The sequence below is a fragment of the Dactylosporangium sp. NPDC050688 genome (genome assembly GCF_040654515.1).
Taxonomy (GTDB): domain Bacteria; phylum Actinomycetota; class Actinomycetes; order Mycobacteriales; family Micromonosporaceae; genus Dactylosporangium.
In genome coordinates, this window is sequence record NZ_JBFAIC010000004.1 from 28,416 (window position 1) to 49,282 (window position 20,867).

General features: G+C 71.0%; 18 protein-coding genes. 12 read left to right on the forward strand and 6 right to left on the reverse strand.

The features are described 5' to 3' along the window. Positions 1–5 precede the first annotated feature (5 nt). Positions 6–2,093 carry a transglycosylase domain-containing protein gene (locus tag AB0H83_RS05705; RefSeq protein WP_360088077.1) on the reverse strand — a complete coding sequence of 696 codons (2,088 nt, stop codon included), beginning with the start codon at positions 2,091–2,093 and terminating at the stop codon, positions 6–8. A 113-nt stretch (positions 2,094–2,206) separates the two neighbouring features. Between AB0H83_RS05705 and cobC the strand changes: the two genes are divergently transcribed. From cobC to cobA, 3 genes are read left to right on the forward strand one after another with little or no spacing between them, the layout of a single operon-like run. Further along, complete coding sequence (gene cobC / locus AB0H83_RS05710) at positions 2,207–3,238, forward strand: Rv2231c family pyridoxal phosphate-dependent protein CobC (RefSeq protein ID WP_360088080.1); 1,032 nt, start codon at positions 2,207–2,209, stop codon at positions 3,236–3,238. A gap of 2 nt (positions 3,239–3,240) precedes the next feature. After that, positions 3,241–4,284, forward strand: coding sequence for a nicotinate-nucleotide--dimethylbenzimidazole phosphoribosyltransferase (gene cobT, locus AB0H83_RS05715; RefSeq protein WP_360087404.1), 1,044 nt, complete (start codon positions 3,241–3,243; stop codon positions 4,282–4,284). Beyond that, the gene (gene cobA / locus AB0H83_RS05720) at positions 4,281–5,498 is read left to right on the forward strand and encodes a uroporphyrinogen-III C-methyltransferase (protein ID WP_360087407.1); all 1,218 of its coding nucleotides are present in this window, start codon (positions 4,281–4,283) and stop codon (positions 5,496–5,498) included. Before cobT ends, cobA begins: the two co-directional genes overlap by 4 nt. Positions 5,499–5,538: 40 nt before the next feature. On the opposite strand, the gene otsB is transcribed toward cobA, so the two are convergent. Both otsB and AB0H83_RS05730 read right to left on the reverse strand, forming a co-directional pair. Then, the gene (otsB, locus tag AB0H83_RS05725) at positions 5,539–8,103 is read right to left on the reverse strand and encodes a trehalose-phosphatase (protein WP_360087410.1); all 2,565 of its coding nucleotides are present in this window, start codon (positions 8,101–8,103) and stop codon (positions 5,539–5,541) included. A gap of 81 nt (positions 8,104–8,184) precedes the next feature. Next, positions 8,185–9,585, reverse strand: a complete 1,401-nt coding sequence (locus AB0H83_RS05730; protein WP_360087413.1) for a trehalose-6-phosphate synthase — start codon at positions 9,583–9,585, stop codon at positions 8,185–8,187. A 55-nt stretch (positions 9,586–9,640) separates the two neighbouring features. On the opposite strand from AB0H83_RS05730, the gene AB0H83_RS05735 reads away from it, so the two are divergent. From AB0H83_RS05735 to AB0H83_RS05770, 8 genes are all read left to right on the forward strand, one after another. Further along, positions 9,641–10,282 (forward strand): hypothetical protein, encoded by a 642-nt coding sequence (locus AB0H83_RS05735; protein ID WP_360087416.1) that lies wholly within the window; start codon positions 9,641–9,643, stop codon positions 10,280–10,282. A gap of 81 nt (positions 10,283–10,363) precedes the next feature. Next, positions 10,364–12,043: an energy-dependent translational throttle protein EttA gene (gene ettA, locus AB0H83_RS05740; RefSeq protein ID WP_360087419.1), complete on the forward strand. Its 1,680-nt coding sequence runs from the start codon at positions 10,364–10,366 to the stop codon at positions 12,041–12,043. A 1-nt stretch (position 12,044) separates the two neighbouring features. Further along, entirely contained in the window at positions 12,045–12,446 is a 402-nt protein-coding gene (locus tag AB0H83_RS05745; protein WP_360087422.1) for a thioesterase family protein, read from the forward strand. Between the two features lie 41 nt (positions 12,447–12,487). Then, complete coding sequence (locus AB0H83_RS05750) at positions 12,488–13,066, forward strand: hypothetical protein (RefSeq protein ID WP_360087425.1); 579 nt, start codon at positions 12,488–12,490, stop codon at positions 13,064–13,066. 170 nt (positions 13,067–13,236) lie between these two features. Then, complete coding sequence (locus tag AB0H83_RS05755; protein ID WP_360087428.1) at positions 13,237–13,791, forward strand: YbjN domain-containing protein; 555 nt, start codon at positions 13,237–13,239, stop codon at positions 13,789–13,791. Positions 13,792–13,922: 131 nt separating this feature from the next. Further along, on the forward strand, positions 13,923–15,800 hold the full coding sequence (gene lepA / locus AB0H83_RS05760; RefSeq protein ID WP_360087431.1) for a translation elongation factor 4: 1,878 nt from the start codon (positions 13,923–13,925) through the stop codon (positions 15,798–15,800). Positions 15,801–15,841: 41 nt separating this feature from the next. Continuing rightward, the gene (locus tag AB0H83_RS05765; RefSeq protein ID WP_360087434.1) at positions 15,842–16,294 is read left to right on the forward strand and encodes an NUDIX hydrolase; all 453 of its coding nucleotides are present in this window, start codon (positions 15,842–15,844) and stop codon (positions 16,292–16,294) included. Between the two features lie 68 nt (positions 16,295–16,362). Next, positions 16,363–16,644 carry a GlsB/YeaQ/YmgE family stress response membrane protein gene (locus tag AB0H83_RS05770; protein ID WP_360087437.1) on the forward strand — a complete coding sequence of 94 codons (282 nt, stop codon included), beginning with the start codon at positions 16,363–16,365 and terminating at the stop codon, positions 16,642–16,644. A gap of 127 nt (positions 16,645–16,771) precedes the next feature. Here AB0H83_RS05770 and AB0H83_RS05775 read toward each other — a convergent pair whose 3' ends face one another. The 3 genes from AB0H83_RS05775 to AB0H83_RS05785 form a co-directional block, all read right to left on the reverse strand. Then, entirely contained in the window at positions 16,772–17,692 is a 921-nt protein-coding gene (locus tag AB0H83_RS05775) for a phytanoyl-CoA dioxygenase family protein (RefSeq protein WP_360087440.1), read from the reverse strand. Positions 17,693–17,838: 146 nt separating this feature from the next. Next, positions 17,839–18,744 carry a hypothetical protein gene (locus AB0H83_RS05780; protein ID WP_360087443.1) on the reverse strand — a complete coding sequence of 302 codons (906 nt, stop codon included), beginning with the start codon at positions 18,742–18,744 and terminating at the stop codon, positions 17,839–17,841. An 86-nt stretch (positions 18,745–18,830) separates the two neighbouring features. Then, positions 18,831–19,607: an enoyl-CoA hydratase-related protein gene (locus AB0H83_RS05785; RefSeq protein WP_360087446.1), complete on the reverse strand. Its 777-nt coding sequence runs from the start codon at positions 19,605–19,607 to the stop codon at positions 18,831–18,833. Positions 19,608–19,624: 17 nt separating this feature from the next. Here AB0H83_RS05785 and hemW point away from each other — a divergent pair, with 17 nt between their 5' ends. Then, complete coding sequence (gene hemW / locus AB0H83_RS05790) at positions 19,625–20,821, forward strand: radical SAM family heme chaperone HemW (RefSeq protein WP_360087449.1); 1,197 nt, start codon at positions 19,625–19,627, stop codon at positions 20,819–20,821. Positions 20,822–20,867: the final 46 nt, after the last annotated feature.

A 20,867-nucleotide genomic window follows, 5' to 3' on the forward strand; every position in this document is an offset into this window, starting at 1 on the left:
GAAGCTCAGCGCCGCGTCTTGAAGGCGCGCGGCTTGGCGTTCGCGCCGTAGGCGATGGTCATGCTCGGCGGCGTGAACTGGCGCACGGCGGTGCCGTCGAGGGCGTCGCGGAGCGTCTCGGCGACCGTCTCGCGGGGCTTGCCGGCGTTGGCCGAGCCGACCCGGTGCAGCGGGTTGTCGGGGTCGGCGATGAACCCGGCGACCGTCAGCCCGGGCGTCATCCCGACGAACCACGCGGCCCGGTTGTCGTCGGTCGTGCCGGACTTGCCGGCGACGGGGTGGCGCACGGTCGGGTACACCCGGGACGCGGTACCCCCGCCGCCGCAGTCGCCGGTGGCCGCCTTGAACCCGGTGACGCAGCGGGCCGCGTCGACCGCGCCCCGGGCCACGTCCGGCGACAGCACCTGGGCACAGCGGGGCGCCGCGACGGCCACCCCCTTGGCGTCGACGGCCTCAGCACCGTCGACCTGCCGGATGGACACGACGGGGATGGGCTCGCAGTGCCTGCCGTCCGCGGCGACCGTGGCGAAGGCGCCCGCCATCTCCAGGGGTGTGGTGTCGGCGACGCCGAGGGTGAAGGCGCCCCACGTCTTCGCCTTCGCCGGGGAGGCCTGCAGCTTGTCGATGCCGGTGCGCCAGTGCAGCCCGAGCCGTTCGGCCATGCGGACCGCGGACTCGGCGCCCACGCGCTGCTCGAGCTGCACGAAGAACGTGTTCACGGACTTGCCGAAGCCCGACCACATGGTGTGCCGGCCGGTCATGGAGGCGGAGGCGTTGGAGGGGCACCAGCTGTCCACGCCACAACGGGCGGGGCTGTCGCGGCCGGTCTTGTACTCGGACACGAACGTCTTCGGCGAGTTGATCGCGGTGGCCAGCGGCATGCCCTGCTCCAGGGCGGCGAGCAGCGTGAACATCTTGAACGTCGACCCGGCCTGGTAGCCGGCCATGTCGCCGCCGCCGAGCAGCGGGTTGACCGTGTTGGGGTAGTTGCCGCGCAGGCGTTTGCGCTGGCGCGGGTCGGAGTGCGGGCCGTTGCTGGCCCGGTCGAGGGAGTACGTGCGGTTCACCGCCATGGCGCGGATCAGGCCGGTGCCGGGCTCGACCGCGACCTGCCCGAGGGCGTACAGGCTGTGCGTCTTCTCCCGCTTCAGCACCTGAGCCTGGGCGATCTCCTGGATGCGCGGGTCGAGTGACGCGATGACGGTGTACCCGCCGCGGCGCAGCCGGTCGAGCCGCTCGTCGGGGCTGTCGCCGAGCCCGGGCTGGTCGCTCCACCAGGACCGGAACATGGCGCAGAAGAAGCCCCAGCCGGGCCGGGCGGGCAGGCAGTCGTTCGGCGGCTCGCTGAGCTTCAGCGCGATCGGGGTGGCCCGGGCGGCGGCCGCGGCGGCGGCGTCGAGGTACCCGAGGTCGGCCATGCGGTCGATGACGTAGTCGCGCCGCTGCACGGCCGGCGCGGGGTCGCTGCCGGCCGGGTCGTACGACGACGGCGCCTGGACCAGCCCGGCGAGCAGCGCGGCCTCGGGGACGGTGAGGTCGGCGGGGCGCTTGGAGAAGTACACCTCCGCCGCGGCGAGGATCCCGTAGGCACGGTGCCCGAAGTAGGCGACGTTGAGGTACCGCTCCAGGATCTCGGGCTTGCTCAGGTGCTTCTCGAGCTCGATGGCGAGCTTCATCTCGCGCAGCTTCCGGGCGCCGGTCTGCTCCGTCGCCTCGGACACCTCGGCCGGGGTGTCGGCGCTGTCGCGCAGCACGTTGCGCACGTACTGCATGGTGAGCGTCGATGCGCCCTGCGAGACGGTGCCGGCCTTCTGGTTCGCCACGAAGGCGCGGGCGACGCCCTTGAAGTCCACGCCGTGGTGCTCCCAGAAGCGGGCGTCCTCGGCGGCGACGATGGCCCGCTGGATGTTGGGCGAGATCGTGTCGAGGCTGGTGTAGGTCCGGTACTCCTCGTAGAACTGCGCGAGCAGCGTCGTGCCGTCGGCCGCGTACACGTGGCTGGTCTGCGCGGGCAGCGACGAGCGCAGCGCGCCGACCGGCACGGACAGCGCGTCGGTGCCGCGCTTCACGCCCACGCCGGTGAGCGCCACCATCGGGTAGATCAGCGCGGCGACCGCGAGCCCGACGATGAGCCCGGTCCGGACGAGGGTCAGGAATCCACCGGCCACTCGCAGCGTGCGCGCGATCACATCTCCAAGCTAGGACAATTCGCCTCCCCGTACGCGACGATCGCTGGATGCTGCGGTTCCACGGCGATGCCGAGGTCGCGCCCGGTCTGGTCGACCTGGCGGTCAACGTCCGACAGGAGCGGCCGCCCTCGTGGCTCACCGACCCGATCGCGGCCTCCCTGGCGGATCTCGCGCGGTACCCGGACCCGGCGGACGCGACCGCGGCGATCGCCGCCCGGCACGGCCGGCCCGCCGACGAGGTGCTGCTGACCGCGGGCGCCGCGCAGGCGTTCACGCTGCTGGCGCAGGCGCTGCGCCCCCGGCACGCGGTGGTGGTGCACCCGCAGTTCACCGAGCCGGAGAGCGCGCTGCTGACCGCGGGCCACGCGGTGGACCGGCTGCTGCTGGACGCCGCCGACGGCTTCACGCTGAAGGACCCGCCGCACTCGGCGGACCTCGTCGTGGTCGGCAACCCCACCAACCCGACCTCGTGCCTGCACCCAGCGGAGCGGATCGCGTCCTGGGTGCGTCCCGGGCGGACGGTCGTCGTCGACGAGGCGTTCGCCGACACGGTCCCCGGCGAGCCGGAGACCCTGACCGGCAACCGCGACGCCGTCGTCATCCGCAGCCTGACCAAGACGTGGGGCCTCGCCGGCCTGCGCATCGGCTACGTCCTCGGCCCGGCTGGGCTGATCGCCGAGCTGCGGCGGCACGCGCCGTTGTGGAGCGTCTCCACCCCGGCGCTCGCCGCCGCGACCGCGTGCGCGTCGCCGCTGGCCGTACACACGGAGCGGACCATCGCCGAGGCGCTCACCGCCGACCGGGAGCACCTCGTCGCGGCGCTGCGCGCGGCGGGCGTCGAGGTCGCCGGCCGGCCCCGCAGCTCGTTCCTGCTGATCAGGGTCGCCGATGGCACGAGGGTCCGCGAGGCGCTGCGGGACCGGGGCTTCGCGGTGCGACGTGGCGAAACGTTCCCGGGACTGGGCCAGGACTGGTTACGTATTGCGGTGCGGGACACTGCCACGAGTGACGCGTTCGTCGCGGTGTTGTCGAACGTACTGGGAGGGTGAAGATGCTCACGGAGACACTCGCGGCGATCCGGCCGCTCGACGACGAGGCGATCGCGGCGGCCAGGGCACTGCAGGCCAGGCTGACGAAGCCACCGGGCTCCCTCGGTGTGCTGGAGATCCTCGCGGTACGGCTCGCGGGCCTGGCCGGCACGTGCCCGCCGCCCGTACCGGAGCCCGCCGCGCTGGCGATCTTCGCCGGTGACCACGGCGTGCATGCGCAGGGCGTGACGCCCTGGCCGCAGGAGGTCACCGCACAGATGGTGGCCAACTTCCTGGCCGGCGGGGCGGTCGTCAACGCGTTCGCCCGGCAGTGCGGCGCGAGCGTGACCGTCGTCGACGTCGGCGTGAAGAGCACCCTCGACCCGGCCGAGGGCCTGGAGCTGCGTAAGGTCCGCGCCGGCACCCGCGACCTCAGCGTCGAGCCGGCGATGACCCGCGAGGAGGCGCTGCAGGCGATCGAGGTCGGCATCGACATCGCCCAGCAGCTGGTCGACGGCGGCGCGAAGGTGCTGCTGACCGGCGACATGGGCATCGCCAACACCACCCCGTCGGCGGCGCTGATCGCCGCGTTCACGCACGCCGACCCGGCGTCGGTGACCGGCCTCGGCACCGGCATCGACAGCGAGACCCACGCCCGGAAGGTGGCGGTTGTCACATCAGCGGTCGTCGCGCTGCACGCCGAGGACCCGGTCGACGTGCTCGCCGCGGTCGGCGGGCTGGAGCACGCCGCGCTCGTCGGCTACATCCTGCGGGCCGCGGCGCTGCGCGTCCCGGTGATCATCGACGGGGTCATCGCCGCGGCCGCCGCCCTCGCCGCCGCCGCGCTCGCGCCCGCCTGCACCGCCGCCATGGTCGCCGGGCACCGGTCGGCCGAGCCCGGCGCGAGCGTAGCGCTCGGCTATCTTGAGCTGGAACCGCTCGTCGACCTGGGCCTGCGCCTGGGCGAGGGCACCGGCGCCGTCCTGGCGCTGCCGATCGTGGCCAGTGCTGTCCGCGTGTTGCACGAGGTTGCCACTTTCGACTCAGCTGGAGTTGCCCACAAGTGAACCCATACCCCCTCGGTCTGGTGCTCAACGGTTTGCGTGTCCTGGTGGTCGGCGGCGGTGCCGTGGCCACCAGGCGCGTTCCCGCCCTGCTCGACGCCGCCGCGGACGTCGTGCTGGTGTCGCCGCACATCACCCCCGCCCTGCAGGCCCACGTCGACGCCGGCCGGGTCACCTGGCGCGCCCGGCGCTTCGAGCCGGCCGACATCGACGACGTGTGGCTGGTCCACGTGGCGGTCAGCGACCCCGCCGCGGCCGCCACGATCAGTGAGCTCGCCGCGGCCCGCCGGATCTTCTGCGTGCGCGCCGACGACCGCCACGCCGCCACCGCCTGGACCCCGGCGGTGACCCGGCAGGGCCCGGTGACCGTCGCCGTGCTCGGCGGCGGCGACCCGGCCCGCGCCGTCGCCGTCCGCGACGCGATCGGCGAGCGGCTCGCCGCCGGCGAGATCGCGGCGGCGACGCCGCCCGAGGCCGCACCGGTGGACGGCATGGGCCGGGTGGCGCTGGTCGGCTCCGGCCCGGGCGACCCGGAGCTGCTCACGGTCCGCGGCCGCCGGCTCCTCGCGGCGGCGGACGTGGTCGTCATCGACCGGCTCGCCGCCGGGCTGCTGCTGGACGAGCTGCGCCCGGAGGTCGAGCTGTTCGACGCCTCGAAGATCCCCTACGGCCCGTCGGCCGCCCAGGAGGAGATCAACCGGGTGCTGGTCGACCGGGCCCGGCAGGGCAAGTTCGTGGTCCGCCTCAAGGGCGGCGACCCGTACGTGTTCGGCCGGGGCGGCGAGGAGCTCCTGGCGTGCGCGGCGGCCGGGGTACCGGTGACCGTCGTGCCCGGCATCAGCAGCTCGATCGGGGTCCCCTCGGCGGCCGGCATCCCGATCACGCACCGCGGCCTGGCGCACGAGTTCACCGTCGTGTCCGGGCACCTGTCCCCGTCGCACCCCGAGTCGCTGGTCGACTGGGCGGCCCTGGCCCGGCTGCGGGGCACCCTGAGCATCCTGATGGGCCTGAAGAACCTGCCGGCGATCGCCGCGACCCTGCAGGAGCACGGCCGGGCGCCGGACACCCCCGTCGCGGTCATCCAGGAGGGCACGACCCGCGACCAGCGGGTCGTGCGCGCGCAGCTGTCCACGGTCGCCGACGCGGTGAAGGAGGCGGCGCTGCGCCCGCCGGCCGTCATCGTGGTCGGCCCGGTCGTCGACGCCCTCACCGCATGAAACGGGCGCCCTCCCCGCGGAGGGCGCCCGTTCTCCAGGCTCAGGAGCGGTCCAGCTCCAGGGCGCAGCGGATCAGCCCGAGGTGCGAGTACGCCTGCGGGTGGTTGCCCAGGGCGCGCTCGGTCAGCGGGTCGTACTCCTCCGGCAGCAGGCCCGTCGGGCCGGCGCACTCGATGAACTGGGCGAACAGCTCCTCCGCGTCGGCCCGGCGGCCGGTGCGCAGGTACGCCTCGATCATCCAGGTCGTGCACAGGTGGAAGCCGCCCTCGACGCCGGCCAGGCCGTCGTCCCAGCGGTACCGGTACACCGTCGGGCCCTCACGCAGGTCGGCCTCGACGGCCAGGACCGTGGCGAGGAACCGCGGGTCGTCGTCGGCGAGCAGCCCGGACAGGCCGATCCACAGCACCGACGCGTCCATCTCGTCGTAGCCGTAGGCGACCGTGTACGCGCCGAGCTTCTCGTCCCAGCCCTTGTCCAGCACGTTCTCGGCGATCGTGTCGCGCAGCGCCCGCCACGTCTCCGGCACCGGCCGGCCGGCCCGCTCGAAGAGCTGGACGCCGCGGTCGACGGTCATCCAGCACATGACCTTCGAGTAGACGTAGTGCCGGGGCCGCCGGCGCGCCTCCCAGATGCCGTGGTCGGGCTCGTGCCAGCGCCGCTCCACGGCCTCGACCATCGCCTCCATGAGGGCGAAGTCGCCGTCCTCCGGCGGGCGGATCTCGGCCAGCGTGGTCACCAGGTCGGCGACCGGGCCGAACACGTCGAGCTGCACCTGGCCGTTGGCGGCGTTGCCGACCCGCACCGGGCGGGAGCCCGCGTAGCCGGGCAGCGCCTCGATGACCGCCTCCGGGCCCAGCTCGGTGCCGTCGAGCGTGTACAGCGGGTGCAGCCGCTCCGGGTGGCCGTCGGTGTTGTCGGCGACCTTCAGCGTCCACCGCAGCAGCGACTCGGCCTCCTCGGTCGAGCCGAGGTCGACCAGGGCCTTGGCGGTCAGCGACGCGTCACGCAGCCAGCAGTACCGGTAGTCCCAGTTGCGGGAGCCGCCGATCTCCTCCGGCAGCGACGACGTCGCCGCGGCCAGGATCGCCCCGGTCGGCTTGTGCCACAGCCCGCGCAGCGTGAGCGCGCTGCGCCGGACCAGGTCGCGGGCGACCGAGGGCAGCTTCAGCCCGTCGGACCAGTCCCGCCAGGCGGCCTCCGCGGCGACCTGCCGCTGCTCGACGTCGTCCACGGGCGGGTCGATCGAGTCGGTGCCCAGCCGCAGCTCCAGCATGGCGGTGCCGCCGGTGGCGCTGAGGTCGACCGTGGCGCGGGCCAGGTCGCTGTGGCCGTCGGAGGTGATCTCCCAGCTGATGCCCGGGGAGTAGAGCACCATCGGCTCGTTGGAGCCGAGCACCAGCAGGCCCTCGTCGCCGATCGGCTGCAGGCGGATGTGCACCTGGCCGAAGTCGGGCCGCGGCACGAAGTCGATCCGGGCCCGGGCGCTGCCCGACAGCACCCGGAGCAGCGAGTTGCCGCTGGGGTGGTGGTCGAGCCAGTCCGTGACGGTCAGCCCCGACCAGCGGGTCTCCACGGTCATCGTGCCCGGCCGGTACCGCTGCCCGAGCGGGATGCCGCCGCGCTCCGGCTGGACCGTGAAGTGGCCCGCCGCGGTGTCGCCGAGCAGGTCGGCGAAGACCGCGCCGGAGTCCGGCTTCGGGTGGCACAGCCAGGTGACCCGGGCGGCGGGCGTGAGCAGCGCCACGGTGTGCGTGTTGGACAGCATCGAGTGCCGCTCGATCGGCACCGCCTGCTCGCCGAAGAGCCAGCGCCGGCGGGTGTGCAGCAGCAGCTCCAGCACGGCGACGGCGACCTCGGCGTCGGCGATGCTGAAGCGGGCCAAGGTCTCGGCGCCGGTCTCCCCGGCGCCGACCTTGATGCCCAGGTCGGGCCCGTGCAGGTGGGCGAAGGCCTTCTCGTCGGTCGCGTCGTCGCCGAGGTAGACGATGGCGCTGGCCGACACCTGCATCCGCAGGGCGTCGACGGCCAGGCCCTTGTCGGTCGGCACGACCGACAGCTCGATGACCTCCTTGCCGGTGGTCACCTCGATGTCGGGCCACAGGGCCGCACCGCTGCGCACGGCGTCGAAGACCCGTCCCGCGACGTCGCGGGGGGCCGCGCGGGTGTGTACCGCGACGCTGCCGGGTTTCGCCTCCAGGCGCACCCCCGGCTGGTCGCGGCAGATCGCGGTGAGCGCCGCGTGCAGCTCGGCGCGCCGCTGCTGGCGCTCCGGCGGCAACTCGTCGACGTAACCGACGTCGAACTCGGAGCCGTGGCTGCCGACGAGCCGCACCTCGGCGGGGAGGCGCGACAGGGCGGCCAGGTCGCGCAGCGCGCGACCCGAGATCACACCGACGGTTGTCTGCGGCAGTGAGGACAACGCGCGGACGGCGGCCACGGATTCTGGGCTGGGGATCGCCTTGGTGGGGTCGGCGACGATCGGCGCGAGCGTGCCGTCGTAGTCACATGCCACCAGAAGGTTCGGCACGCGGGCGACGCGCAGCACCGCCGCGCGGAGGTCCGGGTCGAGCGAGAGGACACTGCCTGTCGCCGAGTGTTGGTTCATGTCCGGCCTGTTCGTGGGAGCGATGGAGGTCGTTGGAGCGGTTGACGTGCACACGGCGGTGCATGGGCGGGCGTGTGGCGGTCAAGATGCTGCGCCGAGAGCGTCGAGAAACGCGTCCGCCCAGGCGCGGACATCGTGTGAGCGCAGGTGGGAATGCATAGCATGCATCCGTTTGCGCCCTTCGACCGGGTCGACGTGGATCGCGCGCATCAGCGCGTCCTTCACCCCGTCGAGGTCGTGCGGATTGCACAGGAACGCCTGACGCAGCTCGGCCGCCGCGCCGGCGAATTCCGACAGCACGAGGGCGCCGCCGTTGTCGGCGCGGGCACCGACGTATTCCTTGGCAACGAGATTCATGCCGTCCCTCAACGGAGTCACCATCATGACGTCGGCCGCGACGTACAACGCGGCCAACTCAGCCCGACTGTACGACTGATGGAGGTAGTGCACGGCCGGTTGGCCAACTCGTCCGTACTCACCATTGATGCGCCCGACCTCACGTTCAACGTTCACCCGCAGTGTCTGGTAGTGCTCCACCCGCTCCCGACTCGGCGTAGCCACTTGTACCATCACCGTCTCCGGCGCCGTAAGTCGTCCATCCGACAGCAATTCGCGGAATGCCTTGAGCCGCCGCTCGATCCCCTTGGTGTAGTCGAGCCGGTCCACGCCGAGGATGATGGTCTTCGGCTCACCCAGCTCGGTCCTGATCGCCCTGGCCCTGGCCTGCACTTCCGGTGAGGCGGCGAGCCGCTCCATCTCCTCGACGTCGATGGAGATCGGGAACGCCTCGGCCCGCACCGTGCGGCCCTCCCACTCCACGACGCCGCGCCGCACGCGGGTGCCCAGCAGATGTCGGGACAGTTGGACGAAGTTCTGCGCGCCGAGTGGCCGTTGGAAACCAACCAGATCGGCACCGAGCAGACCCTTGAGAAGTTCCGCCCGGCGGGGTAGTTGCATGAACAGTTCGACCGGGGGGAACGGGATGTGCAGAAAAAACCCGATCTTGAGATCGGGTCGGGTTTCGCGCAGCAGGGCCGGCACGAGTTGCAACTGGTAGTCCTGGACCCACACGGTCGCGCCGGGTGCGGCGTCGTCGGCGACTGCCTTGGTGAACCGCTCGTTGACCAGCCGGTACGACTCCCACCATCGTCGCTTGAAGATCGGTGTCTCCACCGCGTCGTGGTAGAGCGGCCACAGGCTGGAGTTGGAGAAGCCCTCGTAGTACCGCTCGACCTCACCCGCGCTGAGCGCCACCGCGTGCAGCTTCACCCCGCCGGCCTCGAAGGTCTCCTCCGGAAGCTGTGAGTCCCCGGTGCCGCCCGACCAGCCCACCCAGGTGCCGTTGCGCTGCTGGAGCACCGGCTCGAGCGCGGTGACCAGGCCTCCTGGACTTCTGCGGAAGCTGACCTCGCCGTCCGGCCCGACAACCTTGTCGACCGGCAGCCGGTTGGCGACCACCACGAATGCACTGTTTCCAGCCACGTGTCGTGTCCTCCCCCTGGGTGATCCACCCTCGTACTTTCAGCCTACTGATCCCGTGCCTGCCCGGCAGCATGCAGCGTGCTGGCTCACAGGTGCGATCCTGCTGGGCATGTCCTCGCACGATGCCTACGCCGAGCCCGAGCGGGGCCGGACGCTCACCGTCGTCCTGCTCGCGTTGCTGATCCTGACCGTCATCGGTGCTTTGTTCGGATTCGTGCTCGGCCGCCGGGAAAAGGGCGACGCTGCGTCGGATCCCGGTAGCGGACAGTCTTCACGACCATCGACGAACGTCAGCACGCAGGGTGCCTCTTCCGCGGTCATGCCCTGCCCCACCTTCATGGAAGACGCGATCAAGCAGCGCGACAGCAAGGCGGCCCTACCCCTCGCGCTGCGGCTCTACATCCGCACCGACAAGCGTGAGGTCTGGATCTGCCAGGAGGCCGACGCCTCCAGTCTGTGGTACCAAGGACACGACAAGCGCAAGAACTTCTCCGGCGTCACCGGCTCCGGCGAGACGCCCGTCGAGGGCGAGAACGGGCTGCTGCTGAGCACTGTCACGTTCTCCGGCAGCGCGGGCAACGACAAGTACACGGCGACCAACGGTGCCACCACCTACACCGTGTCCCGGGAGAAGCTCACGGTCAGCGGCAACCAGACGCTGAACGAGGACGTGAAAGAGTCCTTGCCCAAGAAGTGACGCCCGGTTTGGGGGCTGACCCCGGGGCCTGGAAAGATTGACCCGACGCGAACACAGACTTACCGGAGGTAGGGGCGCACCGTGGCGCAGTACATCTACGTGCTCGAGAAGGCGCGCAAGGCGCACGGCGACAAGGTCGTGCTCGACAACGTCACGCTGTCGTTCCTGCCCGGCGCGAAGATCGGTGTCGTCGGCCCGAACGGTGCCGGCAAGTCGAGCCTGCTGAAGATCATGGCCGGGCTCGACAAGCCGAGCAACGGCGAGGCCCGGCTCATGCCCGGCTACACCGTCGGCATGCTGCTGCAGGAGCCGCCGCTCAACGAGAGCAAGACCGTCCTCGGCAACATCGAGGAGGCGGTCGCGGAGACCAAGGCGAAGCTCGCCCGGTTCAACGAGGTCGCCGAGCTCATGGCGACCGACTACACCGACGAGCTCATGGAGGAGATGGGCCGGCTGCAGGAGGAGCTCGACCACGCCGACGCGTGGGACATCGACTCCGCCCTCGCCCTGGCCATGGACGCGCTGCGCTGCCCGCCGCCGGACGCCGACGTGACCACCCTCTCCGGCGGTGAGCGCCGCCGCGTCGCGCTGTGCAAGCTGCTGCTCGAGGCGCCCGACCTGCTGCTGCTCGACGAGCCCACCAACCACCTCGACGCGGAGAGCGTCAACTGGCTGGAGCAGCACCTGCAGAAGTATGCGGGCGCCGTGCTCGCCGTCACCCACGACCGCTACTTCCTCGACCACGTCGCCCAGTGGATCGCCGAGGTCGACCGCGGCCAGGTCCACGGCTACCAGGGCAACTACTCCACCTACCTGGAGAAGAAGGCGCAGCGGCTCGCGGTCGCCGGCCGCAAGGACCAGAAGCTGCAGAAGCGCCTCACCGAGGAGCTGGAGTGGGTCCGCTCCAACGCCAAGGCGCGCCAGACGAAGTCCAAGGCCCGCCTCGAGCGTTACGAGGAGATGGCCAACGAGGCCGAGAAGACCCGCAAGCTGGACTTCGAGGAGATCCAGATCCCGCCGGGCCCGCGCCTGGGCAACATGGTCATCGAGGCCAAGGAGCTGGTGAAGGGCTTCGACGAGCGCGGCGTGCTGATCGACGGGCTGTCGTTCTCGCTGCCGCGCAACGGCATCGTTGGCATCATCGGGCCCAACGGCGTCGGCAAGACCACGCTGTTCAAGACCATCGTCGGCCTGGAGCAGCCCGACGCCGGCACGGTCCGTGTCGGCGAGACGGTCAAGCTGTCCTACGTCGACCAGAGCCGCTCCGGCCTCGACGGCGACAAGACGGTCTGGGAGGTCGTCTCCGACGGCCTCGACCACCTCATGGTCGGCAAGGTCGAGATGCCGTCCCGGGCGTATGTCGCGGCGTTCGGCTTCAAGGGCCCCGACCAGCAGAAGCCGACGAAGGTGCTGTCCGGCGGCGAGCGCAACCGGCTCAACCTCGCGCTCACGCTGAAGATCGGCGGCAACGTGCTGCTGCTCGACGAGCCGACCAACGACCTCGACGTCGAGACGCTGTCCTCGCTGGAGAACGCGCTGCTGGAGTTCCCGGGCTGCGCCGTGGTCATCTCCCACGACCGCATGTTCCTGGACCGGGTCGCCACCCACATCCTCGCCTGGGAGGGCGACGAGAAGGATCCGGCCAAGTGGTTCTGGTTCGAGGGCAACTTCGAGTCCTACGAGAAGAACAAGGTCGACCGCCTGGGCCAGGAGGCGGCGCGGCCGCACAGCGTCACCTACCGCAAGCTCACGCGCGACTGAGGTGGGCCGCTTCATCTACCACTGCGCCCTGCGCTGGTCCGACCTGGACGCGTACGGGCACGTCAACAACGCGCGCTTCCTCACCCTGTACGAGGAGGCGCGCGTGGCGTTGATGTTCACCGCGGCGAAGAACGCCGGGCTCAGCACGTTCGAGGACGGGATCGTCATCTCACGTCATGAGATCGACTATCTGCGGCCGGTCGACTACGGCGACCCCGTGCGCATCGAGCTGTGGCTGGAGGAGATCAAGGCCAGCCGGTTGACGGTCGCCTACGAGCTCTTCGACGGCGATGCGGTCGCCTCCCGCGCGCGGACCGTCTGCGTGCCCTTCGATCTGGCCGCCGGCCGTCCCCGCCGGGTGAAGGACGTCGAGCGGGAGTTCCTGTCCCCGTGGCTTGGCTGAGCGGGGCCGGTGCCGAGGATGCCCGGGCCTTCCTGGCCCGGGTGGTGCGCCTCGACGACGGTGCCGTGGTCCGGCTGCGGCCCGCCGGTGACGACCGGGTCACGCTCTGGTCGCACCTGCCGTGGGGAGTCCTGGTGAGCCGCGGAGTCCCCGGCCACGTCGACGGCGACCACACCGTGCTGGCCCGGGAGCTGCTGACCTCCCTCGATGGGGATCTTCCCACCTTTCGGGACGACCAGTGGCGGTGGTCCATCCCTGGTGACCCGGGGACCGTCGTGGAGCGGATCCCGGGGGCCGACATCCGGCGCGTCGGGGCCGCCGCCGCGGACACCTTGCGCACCGCCGCGACGGAGGGTGTCGGGGGCCGTGCGGTCGGTTCGAGGGTGCTCCGCGACGCGCTGCTGGATCATGTGCCGATCGTCGTGACGACCGCCGCCGGAGATCGCGTCGAGATCGCGCAACGGCTCGTGCAGGCGGTCGTGCGAATGGGGTTCATGTCGAGTGAACGTGCAGCTGCACGAGACTTCGTCGATGTTCGGAAATCGGGTCCATGGACGGCCCTGGCCTGCGCATATGGCTCTGCCTGGCATCGTACTGCCAAGACTCTTCTCATCGGATAGACGGTGGTAAGACCCTCACCCGAACGGGTGGGGCGAGGGTGAAATTGGGGGCTGCTGAAACTCGTCCGAACGGGTACCGTCCTCTTTCGGGTCCACCGCCGAGCGGAATCACTCGGCGACAGACCGCAATTGCGGGTGGAGGCCACGGGGGAGCTAGGGAGCGCGGGAACATGCCAAAGTGGCCATGGCGTGCCGAGCAGACGGACGGATCGCAGGCCGAGACGACCGTCGCGCAGCTGGCACGGGAGGAGCCGACTCCGGTGACCGACGCGGTGCGCGACGGAAGCCGGGACGTGGGTGCGGGCGTGATCGCACCGGTGACGCTGCTGCGGGTCGCGGAGGCCCTGGAGCAGCTCGAAATTCGATACCTGACCGATGGGGATGGCAGCCTTCTCGCGCTGTGGGAGCGCCACGCTGTGCTGTTCGCCCTCGAAGGACCATCCGACGAGATCCTCGTCGTCCGGGCCAGGCCGCACGCCACGGTGCCGCCGGACTGGGCCGACCGCTCCTACCGGGTGGTCAACGAGTGGAACCACACTCGCCGCTTCTACAAGGCCTACGTCGGTGACCCCACCGACCGCGGCCAGCTGCCGATCTACGCCGAGATGCAGGTGCCTCTGCTGTCCGGCGCCCACCCCGAGCTCATCGCCGAGCTCGTCGACTGCGCGGCCGTCGTCGCGATGGGCTTCGTCGACTGGCTGCACGACGAGGGCGCGCTGCTCTGACGGACTGTATGCCCCGCCTTATCCGGACAAGTCCGGCAACGGCGGGGCACCGTACCGGCGGCGCTTCGAGGTGATCGGCGGGCATGGGACGATAGAGCTCTGATCCCCGCCATCATGGAGAACGGACGCCTGTGCCACCGACGAACGACCCCGGCGCGAACCGTCCCGGTGCCACCGTGCCGGACCGGATCCGCAACTTCTGCATCATCGCGCACATCGACCACGGCAAGTCGACGCTGGCCGACAGGATGTTGCAGCTCACCGAGGTGGTCGACGCGCGGCAGATGCGGGCGCAGTATCTCGACCGCATGGACATCGAGCGCGAGCGCGGCATCACGATCAAGAGCCAGGCTGTGCGCATGCCGTGGCGGGTCCGCGAGGGCGACCTGGCCGGCGAGCAGTTCGTGCTCAACATGATCGACACCCCGGGCCACGTGGACTTCACCTATGAGGTTTCCCGCAGCCTGGCCGCCTGCGAGGGCGCCGTGCTGCTCGTCGACGCGGCGCAGGGCATCGAGGCGCAGACCCTCGCGAACCTGTATCTCGCGCTCGAGAACGACATGACGATCATCCCGGTGCTCAACAAGATCGACCTGCCGGCCGCGCAGCCCGAGAAGTACGCCGAGGAGCTCGCCCACCTGATCGGCTGCGACCCCGACGACTGCCTGCGCGTGTCGGGCAAGACCGGCGTCGGGGTGGCGCACCTGCTCGACGAGATCGTGCGGCAGCTGCCCACGCCCCAGCCGGGCAACGACGGCGCCGCCCGCGCCATGATCTTCGACTCGGTGTATGACGTGTACCGCGGTGTGGTCACCTACGTCCGCGTCGTCGACGGCCGCCTCGGCGCCCGCGACCGGATCAAGATGATGTCCACCGGCGCCGTGCACGAGCTGCTGGAGATCGGTGTCATCTCGCCGGAGCCGATCAAGAGCGACGGGCTGGGCGCCGGCGAGGTCGGCTACCTCATCACCGGCGTGAAGGACGTGCGCCAGTCCCGGGTCGGCGACACGGTCACCATCAACGCCAAGCCGGCCACCGAGCCGCTCGGCGGCTACAAGGACCCCAAGCCGATGGTCTACTCGGGCCTGTACCCGATCGACGGCTCGGACTACCCGCTGCTGCGCGACGCCCTCGACAAGCTCAAGCTCAACGACGCCGCCCTGGTGTACGAGCCGGAGACCAGCGCCGCGCTCGGCTTCGGCTTCCGCTGCGGCTTCCTCGGCCTGCTGCACCTGGAGATCATCCAGGAGCGCCTGGAGCGTGAGTTCAACCTCGACCTGATCTCCACCGCGCCCAACGTGGTCTACCGGGTGATCATGGAGGACGGCAAGGAGCACGCGGTCACCAACCCCAGCGAGTTCCCCGACGGCAAGAGCAGCAATATCTTCGAGCCGACGGTCCGGGCCACCGTGCTGACCCCGAACGACTTCGTCGGCGCCGTCATGGAGCTGTGCCAGAGCCGCCGCGGCTCCCTGCAGGGCATGGACTACCTGTCCGCGGACCGCGTCGAGCTGCGGTACACCCTGCCGCTCGGCGAGATCATCTACGACTTCTTCGACCAGCTGAAGAGCCGCACGAAGGGCTACGCCAGCCTCGACTACGAGCCCAGCGGCGAGCAGCAGGCGGACCTGGTGAAGGTCGACATCCTGCTGCACGGTGAGCCGGTCGACGCCTTCAGCTCCATCGTGCACAAGGACAAGGCGTACAACTACGGCGTCACGATCGCCGCCAAGCTGCAGAAGCTCATCCCGCGCCAGCAGTTCGAGGTGCCGATCCAGGCCGCCATCGGCACCCGGATCATCGCCCGCGAGACGATCCGCGCCATCCGCAAGGACGTGCTCGCCAAGTGCTACGGCGGTGACATCAGCCGCAAGCGGAAGCTGCTGGAGAAGCAGAAGGAAGGCAAGAAGCGGATGAAGATGGTCGGCCGCGTCGAGGTGCCGCAGGAGGCATTCATCGCCGCGCTGTCGACGTCGGACGCTCCGGCCGCGGACAAGTCGAAGAAGTGAGGCACTGCCCCCGCTGCGGGGCGTCCACGGACGCCCCGCCGGTGGCCTGCCACGCCTGCGGCTACGCCGTCTTCGTCAACCCCCGGCCCTCCGGCGCCCCGATCATCCTCGACGGCGACCGATTCCTCGTCATCCGCCGTGCCCGCCCGCCCCGGGAGGGCTGGTGGGACCTGCCCGGCGGCTTCTGCGACGGCTGGGAGCACCCGTCCGACGCCGCCGTCCGCGAGGCCCGCGAGGAGCTCGGCGTCGAGGTCCGGCTCGGCGCCTTCGTCGGCATGTGGATCGGCGGGTACCAGTTCCAGGACGAGATGCTGCCGGTTCTGGACTGTTTCTGGCTCGCCTCCCTCGCCCCCGGCGCCGTCATCACCCTCGATCCCGCCGAAGGCAGCGAACTGGCCTGGATGCCACTGTCCGATCCGCCACCCCTCGCGTTCAGCACCATGGACGCGGCGATACGCGAAGTTCGTCGATCGTCGGGGCGTTTGGTCCCTTGACGTCACGGGCAATAAGAGCGCAACCGCAAAATGCAAGACCCCTGGTTGAGGCTCCGAAGGAGGACACCGTGACTGTCACCGGAATCATCACGGCACTGATCGTCGGCCTGATCGTCGGTGCGCTCGGGCGGCTCGTCGTGCCCGGCCGCCAGAACATCCCGATCTGGCTGACCATGGTGATCGGCGTGGTCGCCGCGCTGCTCGGCACCGTCATCGCCAACGCCATCGGCATCTCCACCAACACCCCCGGTGTCGACTGGGGCGAGCTGCTGATCCAGGTCCTGCTCGCCGCCGTCGGCGTGGCCCTGGTGGTCGGCGTGGCCGGTCGCGGTCGTCGCAGTACCCTGTAACACCACACAGCGTATGGCCCCCAGCCCCCCGGTCTGGGGGCCTCGCTGTGTCCGGGGTCGGACGGCGAAGAGGTCGTGACCCCTGGGGTGCGGGGGCACGACCTCTTCGGAGCTGTGGTGCGAGGTCCTAGCGCAGCCAGGGGATGGAGCGGTCGAGCAGGCCGCGCGTCTTGAGCTCCTTGCGCAGCGGGATCTCCTCGTCGATGTAGCCGTTCCAGTTGATGCCCCAGTAGTTGGCCGTGTGTGTGGCCTCGCCCAGCAGCTGACGCTGGACGGGCGTGCGGTTGGCCCACCACTCGCTGTCGTAGTCGATCGGCATGTCGTCGAGGTTGCGGATCCACCGGTACGTGTAGCCGATGAACAGCATCTTGCGGGTGATGTCCGAGTAGTTCGGCGACCGGGAGTGCCAGAGGCGGCGGTCGAAGATGAAGCAGTCACCCGGGTTGGCCGTGATCTCCACGGTGCCCTCGGGGTCAGGGTTCTCGATCGTCGTGTCGGCCGGGCGGGGCAGGGAGTTCCACAGGTGGCTGCCCGGGATCACCTTGGTGGCGCCCCGGCCCGTCTCGGACAGGTCGGAGATCACGTAGGCGATCTTCAGCGAGAACATCGGCCGCGGCAGGTTGGGGTCCATGGTCTCCGGGTCGGAGTTCTGCCGGTACCCGTCCTGGTGCCAGCCCCACGAGGGGGCCTCCGTCGCCGCCGCCGGAGGGGTGACGTCGAGGTGGTTGTGGTGCGTGTAGATGTTCCAGCCGGCCAGGCCCCACATGTACGGGAAGAGGGTCGGCTGGGTCAGCAGGTGCCCGAACAGGTCGTCGCGCGTGAGGAAGCCCAGCAGGTGCAGCGTGCCGTCCTTCTTCATGCTGCTGGAGCCGGCCGCCTTCTCCTCGGCGTAGACCCGGTCCATGGCTGCTTCGAGCTGCGCACGGTGGTCTTCCTTCAGAACGTTGCGGACCAGCAGGAAGCCCTGATCCAGGAACTCCTTGCGGTCGGCCTCGCTGATCGGCTCATAGCCGGTCAGACCGCCGTAGTCGGGTGCAGCGGACGTCATGTCCTCCCCTTACTTTCGTCAACCAGGGAACGACCGATGGTAACGCGAGGTGCACATGGAGCCGACTCCGGAGTTGGCTGCCGGACAATGCGCAAATGTCACCCGAACGGCCGACAACCTGCTGGTCGTCTGCGACGTCCAGGCTCTCAGTACACCTCGGCGACGACCTGCTGGGCGCCGGTGTCGCCACGCTGCGTGACCCGGCTCCAACCGCCGCTCTTCGCGGTCCACTCCATGTCGCTGAAGACGACCCGCTTGACGCCGTGGTCCTGGGCGTGCGCGACCATCCAGTGCGCATACTGCCAGCCGGTCTTCTGCTCGCGCACCTTCAGCGCGACGCCGACCAGGTCGGTGACCTCGGCGGTGCGCACGTCGCCCCAGTCGAGCTTGACGCTGGCGCCGAGGGTCTTCGCGGCCTCGGCACCGTGGCTGCTGGCCTCGGTGACGGTGCAGGCGACCGCGCCGGTGGCCTCGCCGCTCAACGCGCGGGCCATGATCTCCGACTCGTCGACCCACTTCTCGTACGCCTCGGGGTGGGCGCTGCGCTGCACCTGCTGCGCGGCGTCGGTGACCCGCATCTTCTCCCAGCCCTTGACCTTCAGCAGGGCGGTGTAGAAGGCGTTGGCCGCGTAGCGGGGGTCCGCGATCTGCTCCGGCTTGCCCCAGCCCTGGCTGGGCCGCTGCTGGAACAGGCCGATCGAGTCGCGGTCGCCGCCGCTGAGGTTCTCCAGCTTCGACTCCTGCCAGGCGGTGGCGAGGGCGACGACCAGGCCGCGCTGCGGCACGCCCCGGCGCAGGCCGACGGCGGTGATGGTGGCGGCGTTGGCGACCTGCTCGGCGTCGAGCGGCACGGCGGTGCCGGCGCCGGCGGAGGCGCCGGAGTCTTTGACGTTGGCGGGGGCGTCGCCGGCGTTGATGACGCAGGCCCGGCCCACCGGCAGCAGCTGCGGCAGGTGGTCGCCGATCCGCTGGACGAGCACGTAGACACCGACGGCCGCGGCGACGGTGAGCGTCGCCAGGACCGCCAGCACGTGTCGTGTACGCATCGTCACCTCCCGACCTGAGAACTCGACCAGCGTACGTCCCGCCCGCCACTGCCTCCCCGCGTTCCACGCGGGGTTGAGGCGAGTCGGACCGTTCAACTGACGCCATCAGGGATCCAGTTTGGTGGTCGTTTGTCCCGGAATGCCATGATTCCCTCGATTCCCTCCGGGGAACCGAAGTACGACAACGACAGCTCCGTCATGGCCGCCAGCTCGTCACCCAACGTGTCGGCTTTCCGTCGGCGTAGCAGCTCCTTGGTGCCGCGCACGGCGCCGGGCGCTCCCCGTACCAGCGACGCGACGAACGACGCGACGGCCGCGTCGACCTCGTCGGCGGGCACGGCGGCCGTGACGAGCCCGATCTCGCGGGCCCGGGCACCGTCGAAGGTGTCGCCGGTCAGGAACAGCTCGGCGGCGGCGCGCGGGGACAGCCGCGGCAGCACAGTGGCGGAGATCACCGCCGGAATCACGCCGATGCGCACCTCGGAGAACGCGAACGTCGCCTCCAGCGAGCACACCGCGAGGTCCGCGGCGGCGACGAGACCCAGGCCGCCGGCCCGCGCCGGCCCGGTCAGCCGCGCGATGACCGGCTTCGGGCTCTCCCAGATCGCGGTCAGCACCTCGCCGAGCCGGTTGATCGGCGGCTTGCCCGACCCGAACGCGGCCGCGGTCTCCTTGAGGTCCGCCCCGGAGCAGAAGACCGGGCCGGTGTGGGTGAGGACCACGACCCGCACCGACTCGTCGGCGCCGGCCGCGGCCAGTGCCGCGAGCAGCTCCTCGATCAGGGCCGACGACAGCGCGTTGCGGTTGGTCGGGCTGTCGAGCGTGACGGTGGCCACGCCCTGCGCCGTCTGTGACCGTACGAGTGGCATGCGGGCACACTAGTGAAATGCCCGGAACACTGCCAGAAGGCGAGCCGATCCCGCGCGACGGCGCGCTGCCCGACGGGGTCGCCGACGCGGCGGGGGAGGCCGGGTTCGGGGTCTACGTCCACGTCCCGTTCTGCGCCACCCGCTGCGGGTACTGCGACTTCAACACCTACACCGCCGACGAGGGCGTGCTCAGCGCCGGCTACGCCGAGCAGGTGCTCGACGAGCTGGCCCTGGCCGCGAAGGTGGTGGCGCCGCCGCGGGTGGACACGGTCTTCTTCGGCGGCGGCACGCCGACGCTGCTGCCGCCGTCGGAGCTGGGCCGCATCCTGGAGGGCATCGACCGCACCTGGGGCCTGGCCGGCGACGCGGAGGTGACCACGGAGGCCAACCCGGAGTCGGTCGACGCGGCCGGCCTGCGGCGGCTGCGCGGCGCCGGGTTCAACCGGATCTCCCTCGGCATGCAGTCCGTCGCGCCCGGGGTCCTGGCGGTGCTCGACCGGCGGCACACGCCGGGCCGGCCCGCGGCCGCCGTCGCCGAGGCGCACGCCGCCGGGTTCGAGCGGGTCAATCTCGATTTGATCTACGGTACGCCCGGCGAGCGCCCCGAGGACTTTGCCGCCTCGCTGCGCACGGTGATCGGCGCAGGGGTCGACCACGTGAGCGCCTACGCGCTGATCGTCGAGGACGGCACGCGGCTGGCGGCCCGGATGCGCCGCGGTGAGCTGCCCTACCCCGACGACGACATCGCCGCCGACCGCTACCTGGCCGCCGAAGAGGCCCTGACCGGCGCCGGCATGACGTGGTACGAGGTGTCGAACTGGTCCCGCGACTCGCCCTGCCGGCACAACGAGCTCTACTGGCGCGGCGGCGACTGGTGGGGGCTGGGCCCCGGCGCGCACAGCCACGTGCGGGGCGTGCGGTGGTGGAACGTGAAGCACCCGCACACGTACGCGGCCCGGCTGGCCGGCGGCGCCTCGCCCGGCCACGCGCGGGAGGTACTGACGCCGCAGGAACGGCACATGGAGGACGTGCTGCTGCGCATCCGGCTCGCCGACGGGCTGCCGCTGGAGGTGCTCGACGCGGCCGGGCTGGCCGGGGCGCGGGACTGCCTCGCCGACGGGCAGCTGGACGCGGCGGCGTTCGCGGCGGGCCGGGCGGTGCTGACCCTGCGCGGCCGGTTGCTCGCCGACGGGGTGGCGCGCGCCCTGACCTGAGCAGGGCGCCCTGAAAGGAAAAGGGGCGGCCCGGCCGCCCCTTTGC

What these genes read in the sequence shown, in the direction of transcription:
- AB0H83_RS05755 (WP_360087428.1), top strand. Translation starts at nt 13,237, where the DNA reads ATGCCAAAGTGGCCATGGCGTGCCGAGCAGACGGACGGATCGCAGGCC.
- AB0H83_RS05785 (WP_360087446.1), bottom strand. Translation starts at nt 19,607, where the DNA reads ATGCCACTCGTACGGTCACAGACGGCGCAGGGCGTGGCCACCGTCACG.
- otsB (WP_360087410.1), bottom strand. Translation starts at nt 8,103, where the DNA reads ATGAACCAACACTCGGCGACAGGCAGTGTCCTCTCGCTCGACCCGGAC.
- AB0H83_RS05705 (WP_360088077.1), bottom strand. Translation starts at nt 2,093, where the DNA reads ATGGTGGCGCTCACCGGCGTGGGCGTGAAGCGCGGCACCGACGCGCTG.
- cobT (WP_360087404.1), top strand. Translation starts at nt 3,241, where the DNA reads ATGCTCACGGAGACACTCGCGGCGATCCGGCCGCTCGACGACGAGGCG.
- AB0H83_RS05775 (WP_360087440.1), bottom strand. Translation starts at nt 17,692, where the DNA reads ATGACGTCCGCTGCACCCGACTACGGCGGTCTGACCGGCTATGAGCCG.
- hemW (WP_360087449.1), top strand. Translation starts at nt 19,625, where the DNA reads ATGCCCGGAACACTGCCAGAAGGCGAGCCGATCCCGCGCGACGGCGCG.